This window comes from Rhodococcus sp. NPDC060176, assembly GCF_042728675.1.
Taxonomy (GTDB): Bacteria; Actinomycetota; Actinomycetes; order Mycobacteriales; family Mycobacteriaceae; genus Rhodococcus_F.
On the sequence record NZ_JBHWYS010000012.1, the window covers coordinates 78835 to 105182 of the forward strand.

The window sequence follows — 26348 nt, forward strand, 5'->3', positions numbered from 1 at the left end:
TTAAGTCTCCTGTTTGCGAATTGATGCCGGAAGAACAGACCTGCCGACCATCTGCCGAGCGGATGAACGCCGCTTACGCTGGCCACGCATCTTTGGATCGAACCGGTCGCGCAGCGCATCTCCGATGAAGTTGACTGCCAGAATGATGCTCAGGATTGCCAACCCCGGAAACAGGCCGAGCCACCACTGATCGATCCGGGTTGCCGCCTCGCTGACCATCGCGCCCCACTCCGGCGCCGGTGGGGCCGCACCGACACCGATGAAGCTCAGCCCAGCGGCGAGCAGAATCGCCATTCCCAGATCGACGGTGGCCTTCACCAGAATCGGAGGCAATCCGAAAGGAAGGACGTGCAGCCGAAAGATCCTAGGCGTCGAGCAACCCACCGATTTCGCAGCAAGTACGTGTAGGTTTCCGCGGATCGAGAGGATCTGCCCGCGCATCAGTCGGGTGTACTCGGGCCAGGTGACCACCACGATCGCAATCACCACGTTTGTCGAGCTGGGGCCGAGTGCGGCGGCAATCGCCAATGCCAAAACCATCGCGGGAAATGCCAAGAATAGGTCGCTGATACGCATGATCAACTCGTCGACAAATCCGCCGACGAATCCGGCGATCGCCCCCAAGAGACAGCCGATCGTCAGCGCGATCGTCACCGCGATCAAGGCGACCGGCAGTGTGAGCCTGGCCCCGTACATAACTCGGGCAAACACGTCACGGCCGAGGCCGTCGGTACCGAACCAGTGGATCGAATCCGGTGCTGCAAGCCTCTTACCCAGATCCTGGTCCACAATCGGATCGAACATAGACCACAAGGGGGCAGTGAGGGCCGCGATGACCCAGAACGTGATGACCGTGCAACCGAACAGGAATGCACCGTTGGCACGTAGGTATCCGATAACACGGTGAGAGCCGGACTCCCTCGTCGTCTCGACCTGCCCGATAGACGTAATGGGCTCGCCAACGGCGTCGTGTGCTGAAGGAGTCATTTACTTTCCCAACAGGATTCGAGGATCGAGCTTGGCGTAGACAATGTCCACAACAGCATTCGTGAGAACGTAGATCACGCCAATGACAAGTGAGACACCCAAAATAGCTTGGTAATCAAGGGCTTTCGCGGCTTCGACTGCATAGCGCCCGATTCCGGGCCAGGCAAATACAGTTTCGGTGAGCACGGCACCGGACAGTAACCCACCAACCGCGAGTCCGAGGACCGTGACCGTCGGGATGAGCGCGTTGGGCAGGATGTAGGAACGTAGGACTTGCATCGGTGAGAGGCCTTTCGACCTGGCTGTCACCACGTATTGAGCGCAGAGTACCTCAAGCGTCGAGGCGCGGGTGATACGAGCTATCAGGCCCAAGAAATATGAGCCCAACACCAAGGCCGGCAAGATCAGATGCTGGACGGCATTGACGAAAGTTCCCCATTGTCCAGTCAGCAGCGCATCGACTGTGTAGGCACCCGTGATACTTGTCGGAGTTGCGAACTCTCGACTCAGTCGCCCCTCCGGACCCGGAACGATTCCTAGCTTGAGGTAGAAGATCTGCAACGAGATCAACGCAAGCCAGAACACCGGAACACCGGATGCTACCAATGCGATTGCCCGGACCACGGTATCGGGCCAACGACGATGAAAATACGCCGCCAAAGTGCCGAGGACGAGTCCGCCGGTCCCTGCCACGAGGATCGCTGCGACAGCCAACTCGATGGTGGCGGGCAGATAGTCAAGCAGATCGTCGACCACCGGACGTTGCGAGACTGTCGAGCGCCCCAGATCTCCCTGCAGAAGGTTTTTCAAGTAGACCAGGAACTGGATCGGAAGTGGCTGGTCGAGCCCCCATAGATGCCGATAGTTAGCAACGATTTCCGGGTTGCTGGCAGCCTTGTCCCCCAGCAACCGACCCATCGAGTCTCCCGGAAGAAAATTGGCCAACGCAAATGTCGCGACCAACAGTCCGAGGAGCGTCGGAACGGCAAGCATCAACCGTCTCAACGCGAATCTGAAGATACTCATCGCTCAGAATCGTCTCGCCGAGCGCAAGTCGAATTCAACTTTCGGACCGAGATCCGAGCGTGCATGTATAGCTGAGATGGTCATCGAGTCCTGCCTTCCAACTGCTGCCGAGCACCGCTCGAGCACGAGGCCATGAATAGTCGTTCGGACCGTCCCGCGGCCGATGCGACAGTCGCGCAGATAGTCTTCGATTCGCGACTCACTTATGTTATGCGGCTCACGTTCTAAACACAACACATGTTGTGAAATAGATTCTCATTGCAACAAAACGACTCTTGCTGTACTCGGCACACACAAACCGACCGAAACGAACAGTCGTCCACGAGGTGGGCGCGTGCCGCAACGCCCCTTCGCGACCTATTATCCAACGGTCGTTGTATCTTGACAACGTGCCGAAAATTGTTGATCCTCAAAGACGTCGCGAAGAAGTACTCGATGCTGTTTGGCGCGTCATTCAACGTGACGGCCTGGGAGCCGCGACGATCCGAGCCATCGCCACAGAGGCGGGTGCGTCGACGGCCGTGGTGACCTATTACTTCAAGAACAAAGACGACGTGCTCAAATCGGCGTTGGGGCTCTCACATGCGCGAATAGGGGCACGGCGCGAACGCAAACTTGCGGGCAAGCGCGGGCTAGAGGCATTGAACGTCGCACTACTACAGACTTTGCCACTCGATGCTGAACGCCGACTTGAACTGCACATCGAGGTGAGTTTCTGGGCGCGCGCAATCAGCGACGACGCCGCGAGCGCGGAGCACCTTCGCAGCCACCAGCGATCCCTCGACCTCTTCGAGCGGCTTATCCTGGAAACGATGCAGACCGGCGAGATCGACGACACCCTCGACTCGCGACTGCTGGCAGACGAGTTACTCGCGCTCGTCGATGGGATGGGTGTCGATGCCTTGATGCACCCCAAACAATTGTCGACAGCACGGATGAAATCGATATTGCGCGACCATTTGGCTCGCCTGCACCCAGATAAGCGTGCGTCATCAGTAGACGATCGGTGAAACCTCGGCCGAGCCCCGCATCTTCATTGGGACTCCACCGACGACGTAACTGGTAGTTGAGCCTCACCGATCGGCACCGATATCAGCGCACGGTCGACAAGGACCTCAACCACCACAACAACTTTCGAAACAACAGGACACTTGAGCGGTCGCGTCGGATCGTTCCCACAAGACAACGCACCCCAAACTGCAAGATGCGGATGTGGGATCTTTGGCGCCCATGGTTTGAGGTCCACCAAAATGCAGAAATCGGCCTGTCGTCCAGGCGGAAACGACTGGACGACTGCGTGCGCAAAACCACCACAAATCACGGCCGCAATTCCGCTCCGATTTGCGGTGCAGCGCCGTGGCAACAATGAAGGTTGTCAGTGCCGAAAGGGTGAACTAGACGCAGCATTTTCGCGTGCGGAAGGCCGTAGACAAAACCTGGACAGAAGGTCTCGCAGCTCAGAGCTCCTTGGGGCCCCTTCGTCATGTCCGAGGTCAGCGAACTCTGCCTCGTGCCGCTATGGACCAGCTTCCAGACACCCCATCTTCGTCGACCAAAACGGCATCATCAAAGAGGTTGATCACGGGGCAAATATGGTTCGGAACCACGACCACCCGCTCCCCGACATTGGGGATACGGTGCGCGCCGCTGACAACTCCATGTTCCTCGCTGAGCCGAACCACTTGTCCACCAACCGAAGGCACAAACCCAAAGGTGATGGAGCCGTTGGGTAAGTCCCGCCGATCACTGCTCAAACTCTTCGAGCCAGCATCGATCACGAACTCCCCGCGCTGCGGCGAACGCGACACCACCGTCGACACCACCACGGCTGCGACGTCGTCCAGTCGTCCAGCACCTGCGGTCACCGAGTTCATGTCGAAGAACACGTACAGGCCAGGTCTAACTTCGTCGACGTCGTGGTACGTAAGCAGATGCTCAAATGTCGACGTAGATCCCATCGAGATCATTGGATCGACAACGCCCACATCTCCGAGTACGTCACGGGCAATCCGCATCTCGTTCACAGCCGCAGCGGTCAGCTCGACTGTCAGTCGCGGGTCCTTCTGAGCTCGCCGGCCGATGTGCCCCTCATGTGTCATCACACCGATCACTCGCAGTCCGGGCAGCCGGCCAACTGCGAGGGCGAGCTCGCCGACGTCACCGGCTGCAACACCCACCCGATGCAGACCTGTGTCCACCTCAAGCAAAATCCCTACCTCAGAATCCAACGAGAGCGACTCCGAGATTCCGGTCGCAACCTCAACCGAATCGAGCGAAATCCGTAGATCGACCTGCCCAGAGAGATCCCGAACGCGATCCCATTTCGTTTTTCCTACAACAGGATACGCAAGCAGTAGATCACGGACTCCAGATTCGAGCATAACGTCCGCCTCGGACAATTTGGCAACCTGCAACCCGGTTGCCCCCGCAGCAAGCTGCATCCGGGCCACCTCAAGCATCTTGTGAGTTTTGACGTGCGGGCAAAGCATCTTGCCCATATGCCTCGCATGCCAAGCCGCCCGTTGCACGTTGTTAAGGATACGTATCTCCGACACCACCAGTAATGGAGTGTCAGGTGCCGACGCGGCTGCAACGTCGAACCAGTCTTCCGAAGACTCGGATTCATCAATTACTCTATTTAACATACTGTTTCGCCTCTAACACCGAATGGCCTGCATGAACATACCAAGCCCTGCCATAACGCTCAGGAATTGATCTCATCGTCCGAAGCCGAGACCACTGACCGCAGAGACGCGAAGCTTGCGATCGCCGAGCGTGCCCCGCCTATATAAGCCGCAACATCGCTGGCGACCTCGTCATTGATGTCGACCGGCTTGCCGGCGGACATCGCCTTTAATTGGACCTCACATGAACGCTCCATCGAGATAAACCACCACGCTGCCTCGGCGACCGACGCGCCTACGGTGAGCAATCCATGATTCTGCAAGATCACTGCTTTGTTCTCGCCTAGAGCTTCAGCAATGCGTCGCCCCTCCTCCAGGTCTGTGACCACTCCACCGTAATCCGCATACAGCGAGTGATCCTTGTAGAACGCGCAAGAGTCTTGAGTGATCGGATCGAGCTCGATCCCCAAGGCTGCGAAGGCTTTACCATTGGTCGAGTGTGCGTGTGCCGCAGCCGTCACGTTCGGTCTCGCACGGTGCACCTGAGAATGGATGCAGAACGCCGCCCGATTTACCTGCCGGTCACCGATCAGTACCTCACCTGTGTGATCGACAAGCAACAGATCGGATACGCGAATATCGCTGAAGTTAAGACCATATGGATTCACCCAAAATTTGTCCGGATCACCGGGATCTCGAACGGTGATGTGGCCGGCCACACCCTCAGAAAACCCGAACCTGCCGAAGATGCGGAAAGCCAACGCCAGGTCTTTCTTGCGCCTGGCCCGCTCCTCCGCGTCGGCACCGTCACCCGAAACTTCACGCCTGTGCGCCGCCGTCTCACTCAGCATGTCAACCTTTCTTGCAACGCTTGTTATACAACAAATGTTATAATCCTCCGGAAGATGTTCCATGTCAATACCAACTCGCGAGGAAATCAGCGCCGGATCCACTCACCCCAGATTCGATGCCAGTTCCGGCCCACCGTCGGGCAGCACTCAATCAGAGGTAAGTAGAATGTAAGTGAAACATCAAGCACCCCAATTAATACACTGATTTTTGCGCATGCAGCGTCCGTTGCAGCACCGGACTTTCGCCGTTTCGAACTCAGGCGAGGCGGAGAAATATCGGCTCGAACTCGTTAGCTAGCCGCACGAATACGACACCCGTCTGGATCACACTGTCCGCAATGCTTGAAGTTTATGCAATCGATCAATGAGTTCTCAAGCCCTCTGAGAAGGCACTCACCGCGGCGATCTGGCTCGCCAAACTCTGGGCGGAAGCCGGTCTGCCTCCCGGCGTCTTCAACGTCCTCCAAGGCGACAAACTCGCCGTGAACGAACTCCTGGAACACAAAGCAGTCAAAGCGATTTCGTTTGTCGGATCCGCCCCCACCGCCCAGTACGTCTATGCCAACGGCAAACGCGTCCAAGCACTCGGCGGCGCCAAGAATCACGCCATCGTTCTACCGGACGCAGACCTCGACCTCGCCGCCGACGCAATGGTCAACGCGGGACTCGGCTCCGCCGGCGAACGCTGCATTGCAATCTCCGCCCTCGTAGCGGTCGGCGACATTGCAGATGAACTCGTGGCCAAGATCGTCGAACGCACCACTCCCCTCGTCACCGGCGACGGCACCAAGAACTCCGACATGGGTCCGCTTGTCACCAAGGCGCACCGCGACAAGGTCGCCTCCTACGTCGATGCCGGCGAGAAGGACGGCGCCACCATCGTGGTCGACGGACGCACAGTTCAGGCCGATGGTGGAGCTGACGGCTTCTGGCTCGGGCCCACCCTCATCGACCACGTCACCACCGACATGTCGATCTACACCGGCAACAGCGGTATAGGAATCAACGGTCTACGACAAGGCATTGCTAGCGGTTGGCGCCAACACTACTCAAGTTATGGGACAAACATTATGCGGGGCCTCATTGCTAGCTTGAGGAGGAACACATCGACGCTCGAATCCGCGTCTTCGAAGGTCGGTCCTTGAGTTAGGTTGAACGGCCTCAGCCCTCTGGCACACTCGCCTTGACTAGCTCGATCGTGCGAAGATCCCGAATTGCCCGGCAGCCGCGAGCAAGCATAGTAACGATCATTTCGTCACCACGGTCGGAATTTGCCGAAAAAGCGGCACCAAGCGTCGTAATGAATGGCACCTGCAACATGGCCAGACAGTATTCTTCCCAACAAGTTTCGAGATCATAGCCAGCGACTCCCTCACTGACCAGGCTTACGTGGTAAAGCTTCACGAGACGTTGTTCCTGCGATCGTCGATGTTGCGATGCAAGGCTGGTACCTAAGAAATAAGCCAGGTCGCGGGCCGGTAGGCCGACTGTGAGCGTCTGCCAATCAATTACGGTCACCCGCGTGCGGTCGGGATTGAACAGCAGATTGTCGGCGCGATAGTCACCGTGAAGCAGACAATATCGATTCGGACGGAGAAGTAACCAATGCTCCACTAGTTCGACGTACTCCTCCAACGTCGTACAGTCGATCCACTTGAGCCTCTTACCTACCGTATTAAGCGTCATTGACAACGCTGCCTTCGCAAGTTCTTGCATACCGGCGGCGAATGTGGCGTCGGCCATGGGCATAGTCAATCCATCGAAGTTGAGCCATTCGGGATCGCACCATCTGGGCCCATGCAGGCCGGCGAGTGCCTGTACCGCGAGGCTTGCCTCTATGTCGTCACACCCTTTGATCTGATCACCCTGAACGGCGGGCTCCATGTCGTCCATAACGAGGACGAAGTCTTTGGCGTCATCCGAAATTGCACAATGTACGCAGTCTGGCACGGGCACCGCGAGGGTCGCGGCCACGCGTGTGTAGAACGCATGCTCAGCTCGGTAGCCTAGCGCGACGCGTTCGCGAACTGCCGCGTCCTGTGACGACAACTTCGCGATGAGGCTCGCGGCGTTCCCTCGTGCCACGCGGTAGGTGGCCCCAGTCTGTCCGGTGCCGACCGGACTTACCGTGACTTCCTCAGCCCAATCTCCCATCACTTCACTCATCCACTCTGCGGTCAATTCCTCTGGCCGAGAGGGAATTGCAGGTTCACGCATCGTTTACCTCCTATCCATCTTTAATCGTGATCGATGTCGTCACAGCTCGCCTCTCCTTCCGTTACACATCACGTCGGCGCCAATCGTTGTCCACATGGTCCGCGAGGCGGGTGGCGGCGCCTGTGAGCTAGGAGCTCGAACACCGGATTACGTTCAAGCTTGGTATGTGCTGTTGCACAACCCATCCGGAAAACACGCACTCGTTTGGGGAAAAGGCCGCTCGCCGCGCGTAGGAATTCTCTACTTCCAGGATCAGGGACGCCGCCCTCCCCACAACCGGTTTGCCTACCCGAGGCCGAGCGTCGGGTGCTCGTGCTGAGCTCGACCGCCCTCAGCATGTCAACCCAGCAGTAGATATCCGCGCGAGAAAAGAGACAGCGAGAACAATTGGAAGCCAATAGAATACATGCATAATTGAGCATTGAGCGGCGACTCCTACCCCTGCCTAACGCGGGTGGAGACCCGAGACGGCAGACTCATCAATACCTCCATAGCCGTGGGAGTCAAAAACTCGCCTCGCCGACAATCCCCCCACACCGGAGAGAGTGCGATTGTTCGGTCCATGTCGCCAAGTAAGCGAATAACCTTGTCTCGCATATCTATCGGAGGGAGTACAACAAACGCCAGGCCTATAACCCCAAAGTCCCCACAGAGCGCGGTAGCCCGAAACCCCTTCGCCATATGTCTAACGATCCTCTGATCGAGTTACGAATCAGGCTTCGAAAATCAAGTCTTTGTGCTGCAAATCACATCTTTCGAGAATGTCATAGAGAATGCTACGTGTCAATGCTTCTCAGCAGGTCACGATTGTTCAACACCGTGGGGACCGAGATCTGAGCACTGTGCGCGGCCCCCGCATAGCGTATGCATCACCAGCCACTGACGACACGTCAAGGTGCAACAACTCTCGGAAATCTCCATCGGGGAGCCGATCGGCCGTACAGAACATCCCAGTGGCAAACGGTGCAAGTTGAGGAAATGCAGCGCCGGAGAAGGCGATCTTACACTGGCCCGCTCCCCGACTACGGCACCAAACAGGTCGTAACAACAGAGCTCGAAGCAGAGAAAATACCTGAGAATTACTCCCTCCCCCCTTGGTTTTACTGCATCAAGTCTGTTGGCATCACGATCCACCAGGCCGGTCTGCTGAACTCGCACTCGTCTTTCCTCGAACTGATTCCAGTCAACTCCTTTGTCACAACGCCGAGTACGGCGGTGGCGGTCAGCAAGCCCGAATCATGTCAAAGTCATCGGACTAGAAATTCCGAGTCTTCACCGCCTGGCGAAGCAACGCGACGCTAGCTCAGGTTCCTGCACCGGCATGGCAGCGCGCAGTTGACTGCCTACCTTCGTTTCGAACGGCCGACTCGTTACCAGGCAACATCATTCTGGAAACCTGGTTCGTCATATTGATTCCGATTAAGCAATTCTCGCGGTCAGGCCACGAAGCCAAAAGTCGAAACAGTGCGGCAGTACGTCATCTACCAACGCAGGCACGATAGTCACGAAGAACAGTCACCGAATATGTTAAGAGAAAGGATCTTTCGGAGTTGGTAGCGCGAGTGTTTCAAACCTAGACCGATCTTCGAAGCAGCATTGGGGTTTGCACCCGGCGCAGGCCGTCCGCGGAAGGCTCCATTGGACGCAGTGATTACCTTTTCAAAGGCTCCATCTTGTCGGTGACGAATCTGTCGCGACGACTTCTTTCGTTCTGGTCACCATACCGTCGTCCGGGATCCTCGCTCGCCGTCAACGCTTTCCGAATCCCCTGGAACGTCAGAACAGGTGTCTATTCCCGTGCGGTAGGGATATACGCTCGATAGAAGGCGAATTTCGTCTTGGGTGCAGCGCGAACCAGGGAGCAGCTGCCACAGTCGTTCAACGAAGCGGAGTCGAGTTATTCCGAAGCGCACAAAGATTTCGTCATCAGGCGCGCCCCCATACGGCGCCCATAGAGCAGCGAACTCGAGGAGGCGTCCTGACTCAGCGTCAGGGTGTTTGCGCTCTACGTCCGCTTCCACACTGATACGGCGACGGTAGTTGCGACTGCTCATTGGGTTTCACCTTTATGTCGAATGTGACTGTCAATAATCGAGTTGCACCATGCCCAGTCAAGCTTGCGTATCGGTTCGGCAAGAAGGTGTGCGAGGTTCCGACGATCTCCACCCAGGTCTGGAATTCATCTGTGCAACAGTTTGTTTCGGATTTCATCTTACGTCTGGTCGGTCAGCCGCGTCGAATGTTGATTCGAGCAAGATATGGGTTGCGGCACGTCGAATCAACTCGACGTGCAGATCGCGCAGTTACGCGACGCCACGGGCGCTCGAAATCTTTGCGCTGCGCCTCTGCCAGAACGAACTGGGACCCGTCGTCCGGCTCGCACCCTAGTCAGAATTGCGGCGCACGGAGCTGAACTGCACTTGACTCGACAACGGAGCACTCACTCGGACGAGTCAAGTTTCTGAACGCATCGCTGCAGATCAGTACAATCCTCCGAGCGAAGCTGCTCGCGCTGCGCTACCAATCGAATCGAAAGCATCCGACAATAGACATGCTGTGATCCACTTTAATTGGAAACGCATCTGGCGAGAGGATACGGCAAGACATGACACGAAATTTCGACGAATTGGGCTTCTACCTAATGGGCGGGGCTGGCGGGGGCGGCCCCGCAGACTTGGTTGCGGAAGCGCGACGTGGTGAAGTGCTCGGATTCGGAACAGCATTCGTGTCCGAGCGATGGAATATCAAAGAGGCCACATCGCTGACCGGGGCCGCGTGCGCGGTTACGAAGCGAATGCAGATCGCCACCGCCGCAACCAATTGCAACATCCGCCACCCGCTAGTCACCGCGTCCTGGGCGGCGACACTTCACCGCATGTCGGGAGGTAGATTTACCCTCGGTGTTGGCCGAGGCGTACCGGCGATACATTCAGCATTCGGAATACCGCCAGTCACCACGGCGCATATAGAGGACTGGGCGACGGTAACACGGCGACTGTGGCGCGGAGAAACCCTAATCTCCCACGATGGCCCAATCGGCCGGTATCCGGTTCTGCACCTCGACTCCAGTTTCAACGAAAATATTCGGTTGGCGCTCGTCGCCTTCGGTCCGCGGACTTTACAACTCGGTGGACGCATATTCGATGACGTAATCCTACATACCTACTTCACCCCGGAAACATTGCAGCGGTGCGTAAATATCGTCAAAACCGCCGCTGAACAGGCTGGCCGCAACCCAGCAGACGTTCGAGTCTGGTCGTGTTTGGCTACAGTCAGCGATGACGTGCGCGATGACGACCTGCGCGCCCTGAAAACGGTGGGTCGCCTCGCCACCTACCTGCAAGGCTATGGCGACCTACTTGTCGAAACAAACGGCTGGGACCCCGCAATTTTGCGTCGATTTCGAAGAGACCCGGTTGTCACATCGATTGCCGGCGCAATTGATGCCATAGCGACTGCTCAGCAGATCGACCACATCGCAACACTGATTCCCAGCGAATGGCTTCGTAGCGCGGCTACTGGTTCGCCGGCGCAATGCGCTACCCGAATTCACGACGAAATCAATTATGGCGCCGACAGAGTCATACTGCACGGGTCGACGCCCAATGAACTCGAATCGATTCTTGAGAAATATTGAAGAAAAACTATGAAAAACTAGTGCGATGTCCTGCCATTGATAGACGGCGTTTCCTCCGAACGATCAATGATCCTTCATCGCCATTGCGTCAGACTCGCACAAGTGCCGGATATCACAAGTTACCATCAATTAATAATTTATAGGTCAAGCGTACGCGATTGCCATTTTATCGGGGAGAATCCTCTACGCCCAAATGCGCGGACGATGATCCGAGCGCCACTCCTGCTGCCGTCAAATATTTGATGTGGAAGCAGCTGCCACCGAATTATTAGTATTGGTAATGATTCTGCGCGCCAGTGCCCGATGTGCCTCCCGCCAAGGAGGCACTGTGGAGCCAAACAAACTCTTCGGCCGACGAGTACTCGTCAATTTCGTACGAAACCGTAAAGTACAAAGCCGCAAAGTCGACGCGAAACCCAGTCCGGAGACTAACAGGCAGCGAGTCACTCTCCATCGTTTGGCGGCAGATCCAACTCCAGTGGTACCGATCGGAACCGCTGCCTTCCGAGAACCCCGACTTCTATTGCCTCTGGCTGGGGCAGCGGCATCAACAGCGATGGACACGATCTGAGTTTCGAAAATTCCAATCGCGAACCGCCCTTAGCCTTAAACGATTTGGGCGCACATAGGCAAATCGTTGCCCAGAATCAAAGCTGAGTCAGACCAGGTCGGAGAGGTCGAAATTCGGGGGATCCGGACACGGGCACCCTCCGAGACCGATGCCATACCTAGATCATATACGATCCATTGGTAGCATAGAGCGTGGGTTGCGTCCCACTGTCGATTGTTCGCACCCCAAGGAAGGTACGGGTACAGATGCAAGGGACAAGCACGTTCGCAAGAAGACTTAATACACTCTGCGCTCGATCTGAACGGTGGATCACCAACAGAGGGTTGGCCGAGGCGATGGCTGACCGTGGTTGCGACGTGTCACCGCCTTATCTGTCGCAACTCCGTCGAGGGGTCAGAGCAGATCCCTCCGCGCAGATCGTGGAGGCCTTCGCAGATTTTTTCGGAGTAACTGTCGACTACTTCTTCTCACCCGTTTGTCCCGAAAGCCACATTCCAACTCCGGTCGATGGAGAGACTCTTGTTCAGGTAGCAAACGAAACACTTCGACGACTGTTGGTATGCACCTTCGATCTGTCACACACGTCGCTGTACCTTCTCCTCGAATTCGCCGACCACCTGCGTGCCGCCGAGAACCTACCTTATTTCTGTTCCGACGCACACATTTACAGCGCAAACAAAACAATTTGTTAGGACAATCCATATGGGCACATGACTTTTTTACAGCATTGTAAACTTCGAGAAGCTGTGCGTCCCTCTTAATTCTAGAGATGCAACCTCGGCCTTACCCACTAGATGACACCCAAGAATCCTAAATCGATTTGCGGAACCTCGAAAAAGGAATCACTTGACTCCGGCTACTGATCGTGCGCGCTTCATTTTGGGTAAATAACATCGCGCCACGGCCAACAGATTCCAGTTTTCGAGAATCGAATCCATCAGGCGGATCAGCATCCTGCTCAGATCCTCGCGTCAATTCCAACTGTTTGGTTCCAGCACAAACATGACTCGCCAATTTCGCAGATAATCTTAACGGCTAGCTCTCACAGTCCGTTCGCGGAATTATCGGACCACCACTGTTCTCTCATTTTGATACCAAGGGTGAAAGCCAGTTCAGTCAAAGGGTGTCAGCTTGAGCGTGTACTTGGCCTGTAGATAGTGGCGGCGAATTCCTTCGATACCCCTCATAAACTACGTACAGTGCGTTCCGGCCAGCTTCCATAGATGCACACATCACGGCATTCGGTCGCAGTCCGGCGCATCAGGATTTTCCACTCGATATGAGACCCGCAGATGACAACTTCCGCAGACGCGGATGGTCGATAATCTGGGCCGCAAACATAGACGGGAAGACGTCGTAACCTCGTTGACCTCACCGACCTGCTTCCTGAAGGATTGTTGTAGCTGAAGTGTCGTCAACAGGGTCAATGGGCGGTCTTACGGCGACCCTCAACCCGGCGGCAAGTGCTGGCGCGATCTTTCGCGTAGTCATCGCCAAAGGGAAATTCCACGGCGTCACGAGGAGCACGGCGCCAGGGTACTGCGTGAAGAACCGACCGGTATTCTCCGGGTTAGCCCAAACCAGGCCCTTTGCATTGCTCGCTTCTTTACCGAACCCTCGAAGATATTCACCTCGGCATGCGCCCTCACCAACAGATTTACCGAGTGTTTTTCCCATTTTCATCGTCATCAACAAGGCCAGGTCGTCGCTCCGCTTCTGCAAGAGATCGAAGGACCGGCGAAGAATCTCCCCACGTTCGCGCGCAGGCGTCGCTTCCCGGGAGTCCGCCGTTTCGACCGCTGCGTCACGCACCGCCATTCCATGCATCCGGGGGCGATGTCACAAAATCACTGCGCCAGTTGCCGCATCGCGAACAAGCGTTGCATTGGTTGACGGCGAGCGCCAAGATCCACAAGCGGCGGGGACGGAGTCGAGCAGCGCCTTCTCAATGTCGTTCAAACCATTCCTTCGCGACGAGGACGGCGCCCTCGGTTCACGGATGAGTTGCAGCGCCGCAGGGCCACTCGACGTCGGCGCGCACTACTTGCTGCAAAAATCGGGGATCTTCGTTGCAACCTGCGAAGTTGATCATATATGATTTGACATACGATGTGGGGTACGTTCCAACGTAGGAGAACTATGAGCATTGAGCGAGCCGCCGTGGATGGGGTCGAACTCCCTGCACGGCCAGGAAAAATCGTTGCTGTGCACCTCAGTTACATTTCGCGCGCAAAGCAACGTGGACGGCGTCCCACGCACCCGTCCTATTTCTTTAAGCCTTCAAGTTCAGTCTCGACAGCCGGCGGTGTTATCGAACGCCCCTCAGGCACAGAGCTTCTCGCCTTTGAGGGTGAGATTGCGTTGATCATCGGCAAGGCCGCACGGAGGGTCCCCATCGATAAAGCCTGGAGCCACATCAGCGGCGTCACAGCGGCTAACGACTTCGGTTTGTACGACCTGCGCGATAACGACAAGGGCTCGAACGTGCGATCAAAAGGGAGAGACGGTTACACCCCAATGGGCCCCGGCGTGATCGATGCAAAGGATGTCGACCCAAACGCACTGCGGCTGCGAACATGGGTGAATGCCCAACTAGTTCAAAACGACACCACCGATGCTTTACTCTTCTCCTTGGCGCAGTTAGTAGCCGACTTATCGCAGCACTTCACTCTCGAACCCGGTGATGTCATCCTCACTGGTACACCGGCCGGTTCATCGGTGGTGGTTCCTGGCGACGTTGTTGAAGTGGAAGTCGACGCCCCCTCAACCACCCTGACATCAGGTCGGCTAACGACTAGAATTGTGCAGGGGGACAGTAAGTTCGACCCAAAAATCGGATCCGTACCTGCTGTCAATGACACTCAGCGGGCCGAAGCATGGGGCTCCATGGAAGTAGCTAACTTGAATACACCCACAACAGCGTTCACCCTTACTGAAGAATTGGGTGGGAAGCTCGCCGCGGTACCGGTCGCCGGGCTCTCTCAAGAATTGCGCAAGCGCGGGTTGAACAATGTCTCGATCGACGGAGTAGCAGCTCTGGCTCCGGGCACGAAAATGGTCGGTGTAGCCAGAACTCTCCGCTTCGTTCCCAATCGAGAGGACCTCTTCGACGCCCACGGTGGTGGCTACAACGTGCAGAAACGCACTTTCGACACCGTTGAGCCTGGTGAGGTCATCGTGATCGAGGCCCGCGGCGAACAAGGTTCTGGCACGCTCGGCGATATTCTGGCATTACGAGCCAGGGAACGAGGCGCTGCAGGGGTGGTCACTGATGGCGGTGTTCGAGATAGGGACACTGTGGTCGAGATCGGGTTACCTGTTTTCGCGGCCGGCCCGCACCCGGCCGTGCTCGGCCGCCGCCACGTTCCCTGGGAATCGGACATCACAATCGCGTGCGGAGGCACGACGGTGCAACCGGGGGATGTCATCGTCGGAGACAGTGACGGTGTCATTGTGATCCCGCCGGCGATTGCCGAGGAGGTGGCCAACGCTGCTCTCGCCCAAGAGCAACAAGATCAATGGATCGCCGACCAAGTCGCCGCAGGTAGCCCGGTTGAAGGATTGTTTCCACCCAATGACGAGTGGAGGACGAGGTACGAAAAATGGCGACTCAGTCAGCACAACCGCAGATAATACAAAGCAAACCACAGTTGGCGTACCACTTCGTCAAAGAGCGAATTACCAGACGGGAGTACACGCCCGGGTATCGCTTAGTCCTCGGATCCATTGCGAACGCACTGGATATGAGCGTAGTGCCGGTCCGCGAAGCCATACGTCAACTCGAAGCTGAAGGTCTGGTCACATTCGAGCGAAACGTCGGCGCACACGTCTCCATGATCGACGACCTCGCTTACCGGTCGAGCATGCAAACATTGAGCATTCTCGAAGGTGCAGCGACCGCGCTCGCGGCACGGCAGATGTCTGAGGACGACATCCAACGTGCCCGGGATGTCAATGATCGAATGATTCAGTCGTTAAGCCACTTTGACCCCCACGAATTCACTTCTTTAAATCAAGAGTTTCACTCGGTGTTGTTTTCTAGGTGTCAGAACGCGCGCCTTTTCAATCTAGTCGAGGCCGAATGGGGACGCCTCGGGCACCTGCGGGCCTCAACCTTCTCTTTCGTTCCTAGTCGGGCGCGAGAATCGGTGGCCGAACACGCAGAAATCGTCCGCCTCATCGAATCCGGCGCATCGCTTGCCGATATCGAGGATGCGGCACGTCGACACCGATCCGCGACCCTTGATGCATACATCGATCGCGAACACCCTAACGAGCCCCCCTGTCTCTCGCCTATTGATATTCGAAACGGAGATTGCTGATGACTGAAAGAGCGGCAAACACCTCGGAACGGCACTTCCCAACTGGTTTACCCCCCCGGATACAGCACTACATCGGTGGGCAGCTCGTAGACTCGATTGACGGCTCTACTTTCGATGTCCTCGATCCGGTATCTAATGAAACCTATGTACAGGCCGCTGCAGGCAAAAAAGCCGACATCGACGCGGCAGTAGAAGTCGCGACCAGAGCTTTCCAAGAAGGCCTATGGCCCCGCATGTTGCCCCGTGAACGGTCGCGGATCCTGCACCGCGTCGCTGATATTGTCGAGTCTCGCGACGCACGGTTGGCGGAACTCGAATCCTTCGATTCGGGCCTCCCAATCGCCCAGGCCCTCGGTCAGGCGCGTCGCGCCGCCGAGAATTTCAGATTCTTCGCCGACCTCATAGTCGCCCAGACTGATGACACCTACAAAGTCCCAGGGCGTCAGATCAACTATGTCAACCGCTCCCCCATCGGCGTTGCCGGTCTGATTACCCCATGGAACACACCATTTATGCTCGAATCATGGAAGCTCGGGCCGGCTTTAGCCGCCGGCAACACAGTCGTACTGAAACCGGCTGAGTTCACCCCATTGTCGGCATCTTTGTGGGGGGAAGTATTCGAAGAGGCAGGGCTTCCGAACGGCGTCTTCAACCTCGTAAACGGCCTAGGTGACGATGCAGGAGATGCTCTGGTCAAACACCCTGGCGTGCCACTAATTTCGTTTACAGGCGAATCCAGCACCGGTCAACTAATCTTCGGAAACGCAGCTCCTTTCCTGAAAGGACTGTCAATGGAACTCGGAGGCAAGAGTCCGGCCGTCGTGTTCGCCGATGCTGACATCGACGCCGCAATCGATGCCACCATTTTCGGTGTCTTCTCGCTCAACGGCGAACGGTGCACCGCAGGCAGTCGCATTCTCGTCGAACGGCCCATATACGACGAGTTCGTCGAGCGATTCGCCGCACAGGCTGAACGTGTCAGGGTTGGCTACCCGGACAACCCCTCAACCGAGGTTGGCGCACTGGTGCACCCGGAGCATTACGACAAAGTGATGCGCTACATCGAGATCGGCAAGACCGAAGCTCGATTGGTTGCCGGTGGCAGACGCGCCGAAGGGTTCGAGACCGGAAACTTCGTTATGCCGACAGTATTCGCTGATGTAAAGCCAGACGCACGGATCTTCCAAGAAGAAATCTTTGGTCCTGTTGTTGCGATAACGCCATTCGACGATGACATCGAGGCGTTGGAGTTGGCAAACGGCGTCCGTTACGGGCTCGCCGCGTACATCTGGACCAATGACCTCAAGCGCGCGCATAACTTTTCGCAATCCGTTGAAGCCGGCATGGTGTGGCTGAACTCGAACAATGTGCGCGACTTGCGCACACCATTCGGCGGGGTAAAAGCGTCTGGTCTCGGGCACGAGGGCGGATACCGTTCCCTCGACTTTTACACCCAGCAGCAGGCCGTGCACATCACCTTGGGAAAAGTGCACAACCCGACCTTCGGCAAAAGCAGTGCCGAGCAGCGCTGACCATCCACCATCAGGTGGCTCGTCGACGAATCCGCCTCCGAAGAAGGATTTTTGAATGACCATCACGCCCGATTCACCCGAGCCAGTGCCAACTCAAGCAAGTCCTATAGGTTCAACTAACCCCGTCCCGACTCCGAAAGCTGCTCCACCCGACGTCCTACGATGCGCATACATGGAATTGGCCGTCGTCGACCTTGAATGTTCACGCAAGTTCTACGTGGACGTCCTAGGCTTGGTCGTAACCGCCGAGGACGAGAATGCCGTTTACCTGCGCTCGTTCGACGAATTCATCCACCATAATCTTGTCCTGCGTAAGGCACCGGTCGCCGGCGTCGCCGTATTCTCTTACCGAGTTCGAAGTCCTAATGAGCTCGACAAGGCCGTCGAGTTCTACACCGAACTCGGCTGCCGGGTAGTGCGTCGTGCGGAGGGGTTCACCAAAGGTATCGGGGACTCAGTCCGTGTCGAAGACCCGCTGGGATTTCCGTACGAGTTCTTCTACGCCACCGAACATGTCGAGCGCCTTGCTTGGCACTACCACCTGCACTCCCCAGGGGCATTGGTCCGCTTGGACCATTTCAATCAAGTCACGCCGGACGTACCGCGAGCGGTCGCCTACATGGAGGATTTAGGGTTCCGGGTAACCGAGGACATTCAGGATGAGGCCGGTACGACATACGCCGCTTGGATGAGACGGAAGTCCACCGTCCACGACACCGCGATGACGGGAGGCGACGGTCCGCGAATGCACCACGTCGCGTTCGCCACGCATGAGAAGCACAACATCATCGCAATCTGCGACAAACTCGGCGCCCTTCGAATGTCAGATCATATTGAGCGGGGGCCAGGTCGACACGGGGTATCGAACGCGTTCTACCTCTACCTTCGCGACCCGGACGGTCATCGAGTCGAGATCTACACACAGGATTACTACACCGGAGACCCTGACAATCCCGTCGTAACCTGGGATGTACACGACAATCAGCGCCGTGACTGGTGGGGGACGCCTGTAGTTCCCAGCTGGTATACGGATGCCTCGATCGTCTTCGACCTCGATGGCAATCCCCAACCTGTGGTGGCGCGAACCGACGATTCGGAGATGGAAGTCACGATCGGTGCGGACGGATTCTCTTACACACGCAAGCAAGACCCGGCCGCGGTGCAGCCGTTGGCCCAACGCGAATTCAAACTCGGCGCACAGCTGTAGTAACCCGGCAGACGAGGAGCGAGATGCTGCAAACCAGTACGATCACCGCCATAGCCGACGAGCTAGCCGAAGCTGAGCGCACACGGTCGATGATTCCGCGCCTGACGGCGCGGTATCCCGATATGACCGTGGAAGACTCGTACGCTGTGCAGAGCCAATGGCGTTGTCGCGGAGTTGAAACCGGACGAAAGGTTGTCGGTCACAAAATTGGCCTGACTAGCAAGGTTATGCAGGCCGCTACAGGAATCACGGAGCCCGACTACGGAACCATCTTCGACGACATGGTCTTCGAGAACGGCTCAACCATCGAGCACGACCGATTCTCAAATGTTCGTATCGAGGTCGAACTCGCGTTTGTTCTCGGCAAGGCAATCCGCGGCCCCCGAGCAACGGTCTTCGATGTCCTCAAGGCCACCGACCACGTCGTGCCTGCGCTGGAGATCCTCAGTTCGCGGATCGAGATGCAAGGGCGGACGATCGTCGACACCATCAGTGACAATGCCGCGATGGGCGCAATGATCTTCGGGGGCAACCCGACTGATCCAGCCGCCATTGACCTGCGATGGATCTCCGCATTGCTGTACCGCAACGAGACGATCGAGGAATCTGGGGTTGCCGCTGCGGTACTGAACCATCCCGCAGCAGGTGTCGCTTGGTTGGCGAACAAGCTCGCGCAGCATGGTGATCGTCTCGAAGCTGGAGAGATAGTGCTGGCCGGTTCATTCACCCGTCCCATGTGGGTGCACAAGGGGGACACTGTTTTGGCCGACTACGGATCGATGGGAACCATCTCATGTCGATTCAGCTGAGACACACTCTGCGCCAAGCACTTGCCACGTCGGACCGACCTCTATTCGGCGGATGGATCACGACCGGATCGCCGGTAGTGGCAGAAATCATGGCCGGTTCTGGGCTGGACTGGGTGATGATCGATATGGAGCACGCGCCGAACGGTTTGGAATCGGTTCTTGCACAGTTATATTCCGTTTCCTCTTACCGCGTTACGCCGGTAGTGCGCGTGCCGGCAAGCGAGACTGTGATCATCAAACAGGTGCTCGATCTAGGTGCCCAGACCATCCTTGTTCCGATGGTTTCCACTGTCGAGCAGGCACGAGAGGTCGCCGAAGCCGCGCTCTATCCGCCACGGGGACGACGTGGAGTCGGTAGCGCACTAGCTCGTTCGGCCCGATGGAACCGGGTCGACGACTATCTGAATAATAGTGCCGATCACGTGTCGGTATTCGTTCAGATCGAAACTGCAGAGGGTGTCGACAATGCAGTCGCCATCGCCCAGACTGCCGGAATCGACGGAATCTTCGTCGGACCGAGTGATCTTGCAGCGTCGATGGGTCTCCTTGGCCAGCAGAACCACCCCGATGTCGTTGCTGCGGTGAAAGACACGTTCGTCCGAGTCGCTTCCACCGGCAAACCGGTCGGCGTAAATGCCTTCGACCCGCAGCACGCCGATGCTTACGTCAAAGACGGCGCTGACTTCCTTCTTGTCGGCGCGGATGCAGCCTTGCTCGCCCGTGGCTCGGAGGCGCTTGCGGATCGCTACATCGACTCGTCGCCCCAGCCTGCCTCCGTCAGCTACTAGTTGGAATTAATGAGAAATCTCAACGGAATGTCGACCTCTTAGCAAACGGATGAAATTGGAAGGACACGCAGTGACCACCACATACAACGAACTACTTGGAGATATTACCGATCCGAACGGTCGGGCAATTTTTGATCCGGCTACCGGTGAACTAGTGGGAAAAGCACCGTTCTGCGGAGTTGAGAAACTTGACGCTGCGATCGCTCGGACGAAGGCAGCCCAACCGGCATGGTCTGCGCGTTCTGCGGACGAGCGAAAGTCTCTGTTGCTTGAAGCCGCCGATGCCATCGAGGGTGCGAGCGAACCTCTCGCTGAACTATTGTCACGTGAGCAAGGAAAGCCTCTGAACGGCCCCAACGCGCGTTTCGAAGTCGGCTCCTGCGCCAAGTGGCTTCGCGCCACAGCGTCCACCGACGTTCCCGTCCAGACTCTTATAGACGACGAAGAGGACTATGCCGAATTGCGCTACCGACCGCTCGGTGTCGTGGGCGCAATCGGACCGTGGAACTGGCCCATGATGATCACTGTCTGGCAGGTCGCACCCGCGCTTCGGATGGGCAACACTGTGGTTGTCAAACCGTCGGAACACACACCGCTAAGTGTGCTCGCGCTCGTGAAAATCCTGAATACCGTACTGCCCGAGGATGTTCTCTCAGTGGTAGCCGGTGATGGTGATCTCGGCGCGCGCCTGTCGAGTCATCCCGACATAGCCAAACTGATGTTCACCGGATCCACTAGTACCGGCCAAGCGATCATCCGGAGTTCCGCAGATACCGTCAAGCGACTGACTCTCGAACTCGGCGGTAACGATGCCGGTATCGTCCTTCCTGGTGTCGATCCGAAAGCTATTGCACAGGAACTATTCTGGGGTGCATTCATAAATACTGGACAGACTTGCGCAGCCCTCAAGCGACTGTACGTACATACCGACGTGTACGACGGTGTGTGCGAAGCGTTGACGGAGGTCGCCAATGCGACCCCGATGGGGCGTGGTCTCGATGAGAAGAATGTGCTTGGCCCGCTGCAGAACAAGGCCCAATACGATATTGTCGCCGAACTGGTAGAGAGGGCAAAGGACTCGGGTGCAACGATTCTCACAGGCGGAACACCCGATACCTACGCCCCTGGATACTTCTACCCTGCAACGCTGGTCTCGGACATCGACAACAACAATCCACTGGTGACGGAGGAGCAGTTCGGCCCCGCTTTGCCGATCGTCCGCTACACCACCGTCGACGAGGCTGTGGAACTGGCGAACGCGCTCGACGTCGGGTTGGGTGCCTCGGTGTGGGGCCCGGACCGCGAGGCCGCGCGAACTGTCGCTGCTCGAATCCAAGCAGGCACCGTCTGGATAAACTCGCACGGGGGTGTCCACCCGATGATCCCTTTCGGTGGAGTTAAGAAGTCCGGTTACGGACTCGAATTCGGCATGGAAGGCTTGAAAGCAGTCTCAGCGCCGCAGGTGATCAACGGCTAGGTGTTGTGGGGATGGACGTTCCTGACGCAAGACTGAAGTAGACGGGCTGGTCCTCGGCGGGAGAATGGAACTGCGACACAACCGTTCTCAACCAAAAAGGACCGGCCCTGTGACACACCGCAATGCTCCACTGACTGTCGAGAGAAGGCGACGACTCTTCGAGCGATGCCAGAGCCGTCCGATCGCCCATGTCGCTGCTGAAATGGGGATCTTCCGCCAACGCTCGCCTCGAAGTGGGTCAACCGTCACCGCACATACGGCGACCTGCGATTATAGGACACTCCCAGCGTACCGTAACACCAACCGACCGCCACCGCGGCGGGCGTTGTGGCCGAGATCGAATTCATACGATGGACCCGGAAATGGTCGGCCTCGCGACCGCATCCTCGCCGAAGAACTGCTCTACTCCCGCGAATACACCAGCGAGCAGCATCGACGCATCGCCGTCGAGGTGTGGAATTTTCACTACAGTTATCACCGACCGCATTCAGTACGCGGGGAATGACCGCCGCTTATCTTTATCGCCGGCACCGCGTGAGTAACATCCTTGCCCCATATAGCTAGACACATAGCCCGGAAATCTTGTGAACGCCGAAGCATCGAGAGGCGCTCGCGGTAATGAACTGGTGTAGTCCTGACCGTTTGATTTCGACAGAATCCGACCTTGCGGCGCAGTGGCCGCCTGCGTCAGGTTCCGTCGATCGCCTGCGGCGATATGACGTCGGCGAATGCTACCAGGATTTCCGGTCGTCAGACGAGCGCTCCACTACGGACCGGAATTCCTTGACTGTTCAAGGCCTGAATCCTGGTGACGACGCGCCTCGCTACCAGTCGGCACAACGCTCGAACAGTCTTTTCGCGGCGCGGATTTGACAGCCAGGTCACTTCACACTCAAAGCAACGAAAAGTATCGCGCTACAAAATGCTTGGATGCGATTCACTCTGCAAGATTGTGTGACTGCGGCGAGAACCGCCCACTATGTACCGCACACACAGGTATACGCACGATCCCCCTACTTCCTCCTCGGGGTTGTTACCAGTAGCCCGTCAATTTTGCGTCCAACTGCAGCAATAATTGCGAGGATTTTGACCGACGAACAGTACCGTGTCATATATCACCGCGCCCACTAGGCAATACCACGGGGCAGACCACTTCCAACACGCGACGGGGTCACCGCCGTTACTGATACGTTAAATGTGTACGGTCAGGTGGTTCGCGCTGAGATCCCTCGGAAGTCGAGTGCAGAGCGATCGGACTCCGCGACTCGCCAACTGCAGAGTACTTCTGTTGGCGCGTGGCCAGTTCAGGCGGAAATGGAGGCAGCGTTGTCGGAAGTCACTTTGGGTGGGCAGAGAGGTAGCGCACGGGATCAGAATCGAGGTCTGGTGCTGGAGTTAATTCTTGAGGAGTCGCCACTCTCCCGTGCGCAGATTCTCGACCGCACGGGATTGAGCCGCTCGACAGTCGGCCGGGTCCTGGACGAACTTGCCGAAGCCGGGTTGATCGCTGAGCGACCTACCTCCGATCGCGCCCAATCCAGGGGTCGACCAGTACGAGGAATCATTGCCTCACCACAGATCGGGCACGTCATGGGCGCTGATATAGGCGTGGAAACAACACGGGTGATGTGGGCGGATCTGAACGGGACTATTTTGCACCGAGAGCGCGTACATACACCCCGGTTGCCGAACGTCAGTGACCTGGCAACCTGGTTCTGCGAGCTAATTCGACGTGTGCGTCCACCAGGTTCAGGCGAATGCCTGCAATCGGTGATATCGGTCCCAGCGAAGGTGATTGACGGCGTGTCGATCGTCAGACCTGCGGTCGGCCTAAGCAACATCGCAGGCTCGGATTTTTTCGCCCGGGTTGCTTACGAACTCGGTGGGCACGTCGAACTCCGTAGCGATCCGGACATGGCGCTGACAGGAGAGATGGTCGACGGCGCAGCCAAGGGTTTTCGCGATGTGGCGTTACTCGTGATAAGTACGGCGCTGGCAGGAAGCGTCGCCGTAGACGGTGTACAGCTCGCCGAAAGGCGGCAAATTGTCGGAGAGTTCGGATTCTACCCGTATCCCTATCGCGATGGCTTCACGCTTGCGGACGTGCTTAGCCTCCAAGGCATCCGGGGCCGTGCCGATCACGAAGGCGTAGCGCTTCCCCCGACTTCGGAGTTCCTCGACGCCCTGGTAAATGGTGAGTTCCAGATCTATCGCGAGGACTTCATTCGTGGATTGCACATTGCAGTCACAGCTCTCGCACTCTCCTTAGATCCAGAAATCGTCGTTTTCGGAGGCCGCACTGTCCCACTGGTTTCCTCAATCCTCCCCGAAGTCGCGGACCGCCTTCAACAAACGCTCCCCCAGATACCTCAGCTGGCAGTTTCGCGGTCCGACGGTTATTCGCAACCGCGCGGAACCATCGAAGTAGGACTTTCTTGCGCGCGAAAGCGTTTACGCGAAAGCACCGCGCTGAACGACTAGAGTGTTCGGTTGAATGATCCGAGCTTGTTTGTCGTGGGGATTAAAGCTGGCCGTTGCGAGTCAATGCAAAATAGTCACCCCTGCCTACGGTTGAGGACGCCCATCGGCTGCCGCTGCGTCGAAAACGTGCGGTATCCATTCTCGTTAAAAATCTTAAAAATCACTGCCCCTGATTGTCGAGCGTTATCCGCTTTCCTGCAGACATTTCACTGCCTGCTCAACGCGATCCATTCTGCCGGCCCGGGGAGGTTCGCTCCCACACCTCAGAGCGAGGTCACGTCGACCTTTTCGCGTGGCGCCAATCGCCCCTGTGGCGATCTTCACTTAGATGATTGTCCGCCTCGTCTATGTCCGGCGCGTAATTGACAACGGAGACTGAAAGCAGCATTAAGCCGCGACCTCAAAAGACCGCGCGGCGCTCGCACACCAGGAGGCACAGATGACGGACTACGCAGTGACAAATCCGGCCACGGGGCAGCATCACGGCGAATACCCCACGATCTCCGACGAGGCACTGCAGTCGGCGCTCGCCACGGCTGCAGCCACACATCGAAACTGGGATTGGTCTGCCAAACAGCGTGCTGAGGCGATCGCACGAGTCGGTCAACTACATACTGAGCGTCGCGAGGAACTTGCCTCGATCATTGTCCGCGAGATGGGTAAGCCGATCGATCAAGCGCTCGCCGAAGTCGACTTCTGCGCCGACATCTACGCTTACTACGCGGATATCGTCGAGGAGATCGTGCGAGACGAGCCTATTACGTTGCGAGGCGGCACCGGTAGTGCCTTCATTCGACGCAGCTCGATGGGCACTCTCCTCGGCATCATGCCGTGGAACTACCCTTATTACCAGATCGCCCGCTTCGCCGGACCGAATCTGTTGGTAGGTAACACAATTCTACTCAAGCACGCACCCCAGTGCCCTGAATCCGCGGCAGCCGTTCAAGCAATCTTCGACGACGCGGGGCTGCCACGCGGTGCCTACACAAACGTCTACGCCACCACCGACCAGGTCGCCACTTTGATCACCGATCCCAGGGTGCGGGGAGTTTCTGTAACCGGATCTGAACGTGCAGGCGCTGCGGTTGCCGAGATCGCAGGCCGCAATCTCAAGAAAGTCGTCCTCGAGCTCGGCGGTTCAGACCCGTTTATACTCCTGAGCACTGATGACATCGATGCCGTTGTCGATCACGCTGTGTCTGCCCGACTGGAGAACACGGGGCAAGCCTGCAACGCGGCCAAACGATTCATCGTCGTCGAGAAGCTGTATGACGAATTCCTCGAAAAGTTCACCACCGCTTTGCTTCAGCAGAATTACGGAGACCCCACTCAGCCTGGCACTCAACTCGGCCCACTGTCTTCCAAGGGGGCAGTGGCACGACTGAGCGACCAGGTGGATCGCGCGGTCGCCCAGGGAGCTACGTTGACCTCGGTCGGCACCCGGGAGGGATGCTTCTTCCCAGCTGGGGTGATCTCCGGACTTACACCGGCGAACGACGTATACTACGAGGAACTGTTCGGGCCGGTTGCCGTGGTAGAGAAGGTCACTGACGAAGACGCAGCCGTCGACCGCGCCAACGACACACTATTTGGACTCGGTTCATACGTCTTCACCACGGACGACGAACAGGCACTTCGTGTGGCCGACAGACTCCAGGCTGGGATGGTCTTCGTCAATGTCACGGGCGCCGACGCACCCGAACTACCATTCGGCGGCATGAAGCGATCTGGATGGGGCCGTGAACTGGGCCGCACAGGCGCTGACGAATTCGTCAACAAGAAAATGGTCCGAATCGGGAAGTAACGGATTCCGGCCGCC

Annotated in this window: 19 protein-coding genes and 2 pseudogenes; 14 read left to right on the forward strand and 7 right to left on the reverse strand. The window is 57.3% G+C overall.

The features are described from left to right. Both ACFWEM_RS31670 and ACFWEM_RS31675 read right to left on the reverse strand, forming a co-directional pair. Window positions 1-987 carry an ABC transporter permease gene (locus tag ACFWEM_RS31670; protein ID WP_378539637.1) on the reverse strand — a complete coding sequence of 329 codons (987 nt, stop codon included), beginning with the start codon at window positions 985-987 and terminating at the stop codon, window positions 1-3. Beyond that, window positions 988-2013 (reverse strand): ABC transporter permease, encoded by a 1026-nt coding sequence (locus tag ACFWEM_RS31675; protein WP_378539638.1) that lies wholly within the window; start codon window positions 2011-2013, stop codon window positions 988-990. Window positions 2014-2339: 326 nt separating this feature from the next. Between ACFWEM_RS31675 and ACFWEM_RS31680 the strand changes: the two genes are divergently transcribed. Beyond that, window positions 2340-3023 (forward strand): TetR/AcrR family transcriptional regulator, encoded by a 684-nt coding sequence (locus ACFWEM_RS31680; protein ID WP_378539639.1) that lies wholly within the window; start codon window positions 2340-2342, stop codon window positions 3021-3023. 483 nt (window positions 3024-3506) lie between these two features. Here the strand turns inward: ACFWEM_RS31680 and ACFWEM_RS31685 are convergent, their stop codons facing one another. Both ACFWEM_RS31685 and ACFWEM_RS31690 read right to left on the reverse strand, forming a co-directional pair. Next, window positions 3507-4658: an alanine racemase gene (locus ACFWEM_RS31685; protein WP_378539640.1), complete on the reverse strand. Its 1152-nt coding sequence runs from the start codon at window positions 4656-4658 to the stop codon at window positions 3507-3509. A gap of 59 nt (window positions 4659-4717) precedes the next feature. Beyond that, on the reverse strand, window positions 4718-5488 hold the full coding sequence (locus tag ACFWEM_RS31690; RefSeq protein ID WP_378539676.1) for a class II aldolase/adducin family protein: 771 nt from the start codon (window positions 5486-5488) through the stop codon (window positions 4718-4720). Window positions 5489-5856: 368 nt separating this feature from the next. Here ACFWEM_RS31690 and ACFWEM_RS31695 point away from each other — a divergent pair. Continuing rightward, window positions 5857-6471, forward strand: a pseudogene (locus ACFWEM_RS31695) (aldehyde dehydrogenase family protein); the annotation flags it as partial. Window positions 6472-6649: 178 nt separating this feature from the next. Here ACFWEM_RS31695 and ACFWEM_RS31700 read toward each other — a convergent pair. After that, the gene (locus ACFWEM_RS31700) at window positions 6650-7705 is read right to left on the reverse strand and encodes a phosphotransferase family protein (protein WP_378539641.1); all 1056 of its coding nucleotides are present in this window, start codon (window positions 7703-7705) and stop codon (window positions 6650-6652) included. 2605 nt (window positions 7706-10310) lie between these two features. On the opposite strand from ACFWEM_RS31700, the gene ACFWEM_RS31705 reads away from it, so the two are divergent. Together ACFWEM_RS31705 and ACFWEM_RS31710 are read left to right on the forward strand one after the other, a co-directional pair. After that, window positions 10311-11342, forward strand: a complete 1032-nt coding sequence (locus ACFWEM_RS31705) for a TIGR03857 family LLM class F420-dependent oxidoreductase (protein ID WP_378539642.1) — start codon at window positions 10311-10313, stop codon at window positions 11340-11342. An 816-nt stretch (window positions 11343-12158) separates the two neighbouring features. Further along, window positions 12159-12605 carry a helix-turn-helix domain-containing protein gene (locus ACFWEM_RS31710; RefSeq protein WP_378539643.1) on the forward strand — a complete coding sequence of 149 codons (447 nt, stop codon included), beginning with the start codon at window positions 12159-12161 and terminating at the stop codon, window positions 12603-12605. 679 nt (window positions 12606-13284) lie between these two features. Here ACFWEM_RS31710 and ACFWEM_RS31715 read toward each other — a convergent pair. Then, entirely contained in the window at window positions 13285-13725 is a 441-nt protein-coding gene (locus ACFWEM_RS31715; protein WP_378539644.1) for an aldehyde dehydrogenase family protein, read from the reverse strand. 327 nt (window positions 13726-14052) lie between these two features. Here ACFWEM_RS31715 and ACFWEM_RS31720 point away from each other — a divergent pair, with 327 nt between their 5' ends. The 8 genes and pseudogenes from ACFWEM_RS31720 to ACFWEM_RS31755 all read left to right on the forward strand — a co-directional run. After that, window positions 14053-15546, forward strand: a complete 1494-nt coding sequence (locus ACFWEM_RS31720) for a fumarylacetoacetate hydrolase family protein (protein WP_378539645.1) — start codon at window positions 14053-14055, stop codon at window positions 15544-15546. After that, the gene (locus ACFWEM_RS31725) at window positions 15516-16235 is read left to right on the forward strand and encodes a GntR family transcriptional regulator (protein WP_378539646.1); all 720 of its coding nucleotides are present in this window, start codon (window positions 15516-15518) and stop codon (window positions 16233-16235) included. The genes ACFWEM_RS31720 and ACFWEM_RS31725 overlap by 31 nt, the downstream gene beginning before the upstream one ends. After that, window positions 16235-17767: a 5-carboxymethyl-2-hydroxymuconate semialdehyde dehydrogenase gene (gene hpaE / locus ACFWEM_RS31730; RefSeq protein ID WP_378539647.1), complete on the forward strand. Its 1533-nt coding sequence runs from the start codon at window positions 16235-16237 to the stop codon at window positions 17765-17767. Before ACFWEM_RS31725 ends, hpaE begins: the two co-directional genes overlap by 1 nt. 55 nt (window positions 17768-17822) lie before the next feature. After that, complete coding sequence (hpaD, locus tag ACFWEM_RS31735) at window positions 17823-18974, forward strand: 3,4-dihydroxyphenylacetate 2,3-dioxygenase (protein WP_378539648.1); 1152 nt, start codon at window positions 17823-17825, stop codon at window positions 18972-18974. A gap of 23 nt (window positions 18975-18997) precedes the next feature. After that, entirely contained in the window at window positions 18998-19783 is a 786-nt protein-coding gene (gene hpaH, locus ACFWEM_RS31740; protein ID WP_378539649.1) for a 2-oxo-hept-4-ene-1,7-dioate hydratase, read from the forward strand. Next, complete coding sequence (locus ACFWEM_RS31745) at window positions 19768-20571, forward strand: HpcH/HpaI aldolase/citrate lyase family protein (RefSeq protein ID WP_378539650.1); 804 nt, start codon at window positions 19768-19770, stop codon at window positions 20569-20571. The genes hpaH and ACFWEM_RS31745 overlap by 16 nt, the downstream gene beginning before the upstream one ends. Window positions 20572-20641: 70 nt before the next feature. Continuing rightward, entirely contained in the window at window positions 20642-22048 is a 1407-nt protein-coding gene (locus ACFWEM_RS31750; RefSeq protein ID WP_378539651.1) for an aldehyde dehydrogenase family protein, read from the forward strand. A 64-nt stretch (window positions 22049-22112) separates the two neighbouring features. Beyond that, a pseudogene (locus ACFWEM_RS31755) lies at window positions 22113-22426 on the forward strand (IS481 family transposase); the annotation flags it as partial. Here the strand turns inward: ACFWEM_RS31755 and ACFWEM_RS31760 are convergent. Beyond that, window positions 22392-22514, reverse strand: coding sequence for a hypothetical protein (locus ACFWEM_RS31760; protein ID WP_378539680.1), 123 nt, complete (start codon window positions 22512-22514; stop codon window positions 22392-22394). The pseudogene ACFWEM_RS31755 and the gene ACFWEM_RS31760 overlap by 35 nt on opposite strands. An 848-nt stretch (window positions 22515-23362) precedes the next feature. On the opposite strand from ACFWEM_RS31760, the gene ACFWEM_RS31765 reads away from it, so the two are divergent. Together ACFWEM_RS31765 and ACFWEM_RS31770 are read left to right on the forward strand one after the other, a co-directional pair. Beyond that, on the forward strand, window positions 23363-24529 hold the full coding sequence (locus ACFWEM_RS31765; RefSeq protein WP_378539652.1) for an ROK family protein: 1167 nt from the start codon (window positions 23363-23365) through the stop codon (window positions 24527-24529). 439 nt (window positions 24530-24968) lie between these two features. After that, window positions 24969-26333, forward strand: a complete 1365-nt coding sequence (locus ACFWEM_RS31770) for an NAD-dependent succinate-semialdehyde dehydrogenase (RefSeq protein WP_378539653.1) — start codon at window positions 24969-24971, stop codon at window positions 26331-26333. Window positions 26334-26348: the final 15 nt, after the last annotated feature.

Coding starts and splice junctions, on each gene's coding strand:
- ACFWEM_RS31670 (WP_378539637.1), bottom strand. CDS start 987: ATGACTCCTTCAGCACACGACGCCGTTGGCGAGCCCATTACGTCTATC.
- ACFWEM_RS31675 (WP_378539638.1), bottom strand. CDS start 2,013: ATGAGTATCTTCAGATTCGCGTTGAGACGGTTGATGCTTGCCGTTCCG.
- ACFWEM_RS31685 (WP_378539640.1), bottom strand. CDS start 4,658: ATGTTAAATAGAGTAATTGATGAATCCGAGTCTTCGGAAGACTGGTTC.
- ACFWEM_RS31690 (WP_378539676.1), bottom strand. CDS start 5,488: ATGCTGAGTGAGACGGCGGCGCACAGGCGTGAAGTTTCGGGTGACGGT.
- ACFWEM_RS31700 (WP_378539641.1), bottom strand. CDS start 7,705: ATGCGTGAACCTGCAATTCCCTCTCGGCCAGAGGAATTGACCGCAGAG.
- ACFWEM_RS31705 (WP_378539642.1), top strand. CDS start 10,311: ATGACACGAAATTTCGACGAATTGGGCTTCTACCTAATGGGCGGGGCT.
- ACFWEM_RS31710 (WP_378539643.1), top strand. CDS start 12,159: ATGCAAGGGACAAGCACGTTCGCAAGAAGACTTAATACACTCTGCGCT.
- ACFWEM_RS31720 (WP_378539645.1), top strand. CDS start 14,053: ATGAGCATTGAGCGAGCCGCCGTGGATGGGGTCGAACTCCCTGCACGG.
- ACFWEM_RS31725 (WP_378539646.1), top strand. CDS start 15,516: ATGGCGACTCAGTCAGCACAACCGCAGATAATACAAAGCAAACCACAG.
- hpaE (WP_378539647.1), top strand. CDS start 16,235: ATGACTGAAAGAGCGGCAAACACCTCGGAACGGCACTTCCCAACTGGT.
- hpaD (WP_378539648.1), top strand. CDS start 17,823: ATGACCATCACGCCCGATTCACCCGAGCCAGTGCCAACTCAAGCAAGT.
- hpaH (WP_378539649.1), top strand. CDS start 18,998: ATGCTGCAAACCAGTACGATCACCGCCATAGCCGACGAGCTAGCCGAA.
- ACFWEM_RS31745 (WP_378539650.1), top strand. CDS start 19,768: ATGTCGATTCAGCTGAGACACACTCTGCGCCAAGCACTTGCCACGTCG.
- ACFWEM_RS31765 (WP_378539652.1), top strand. CDS start 23,363: ATGGAGGCAGCGTTGTCGGAAGTCACTTTGGGTGGGCAGAGAGGTAGC.
- ACFWEM_RS31770 (WP_378539653.1), top strand. CDS start 24,969: ATGACGGACTACGCAGTGACAAATCCGGCCACGGGGCAGCATCACGGC.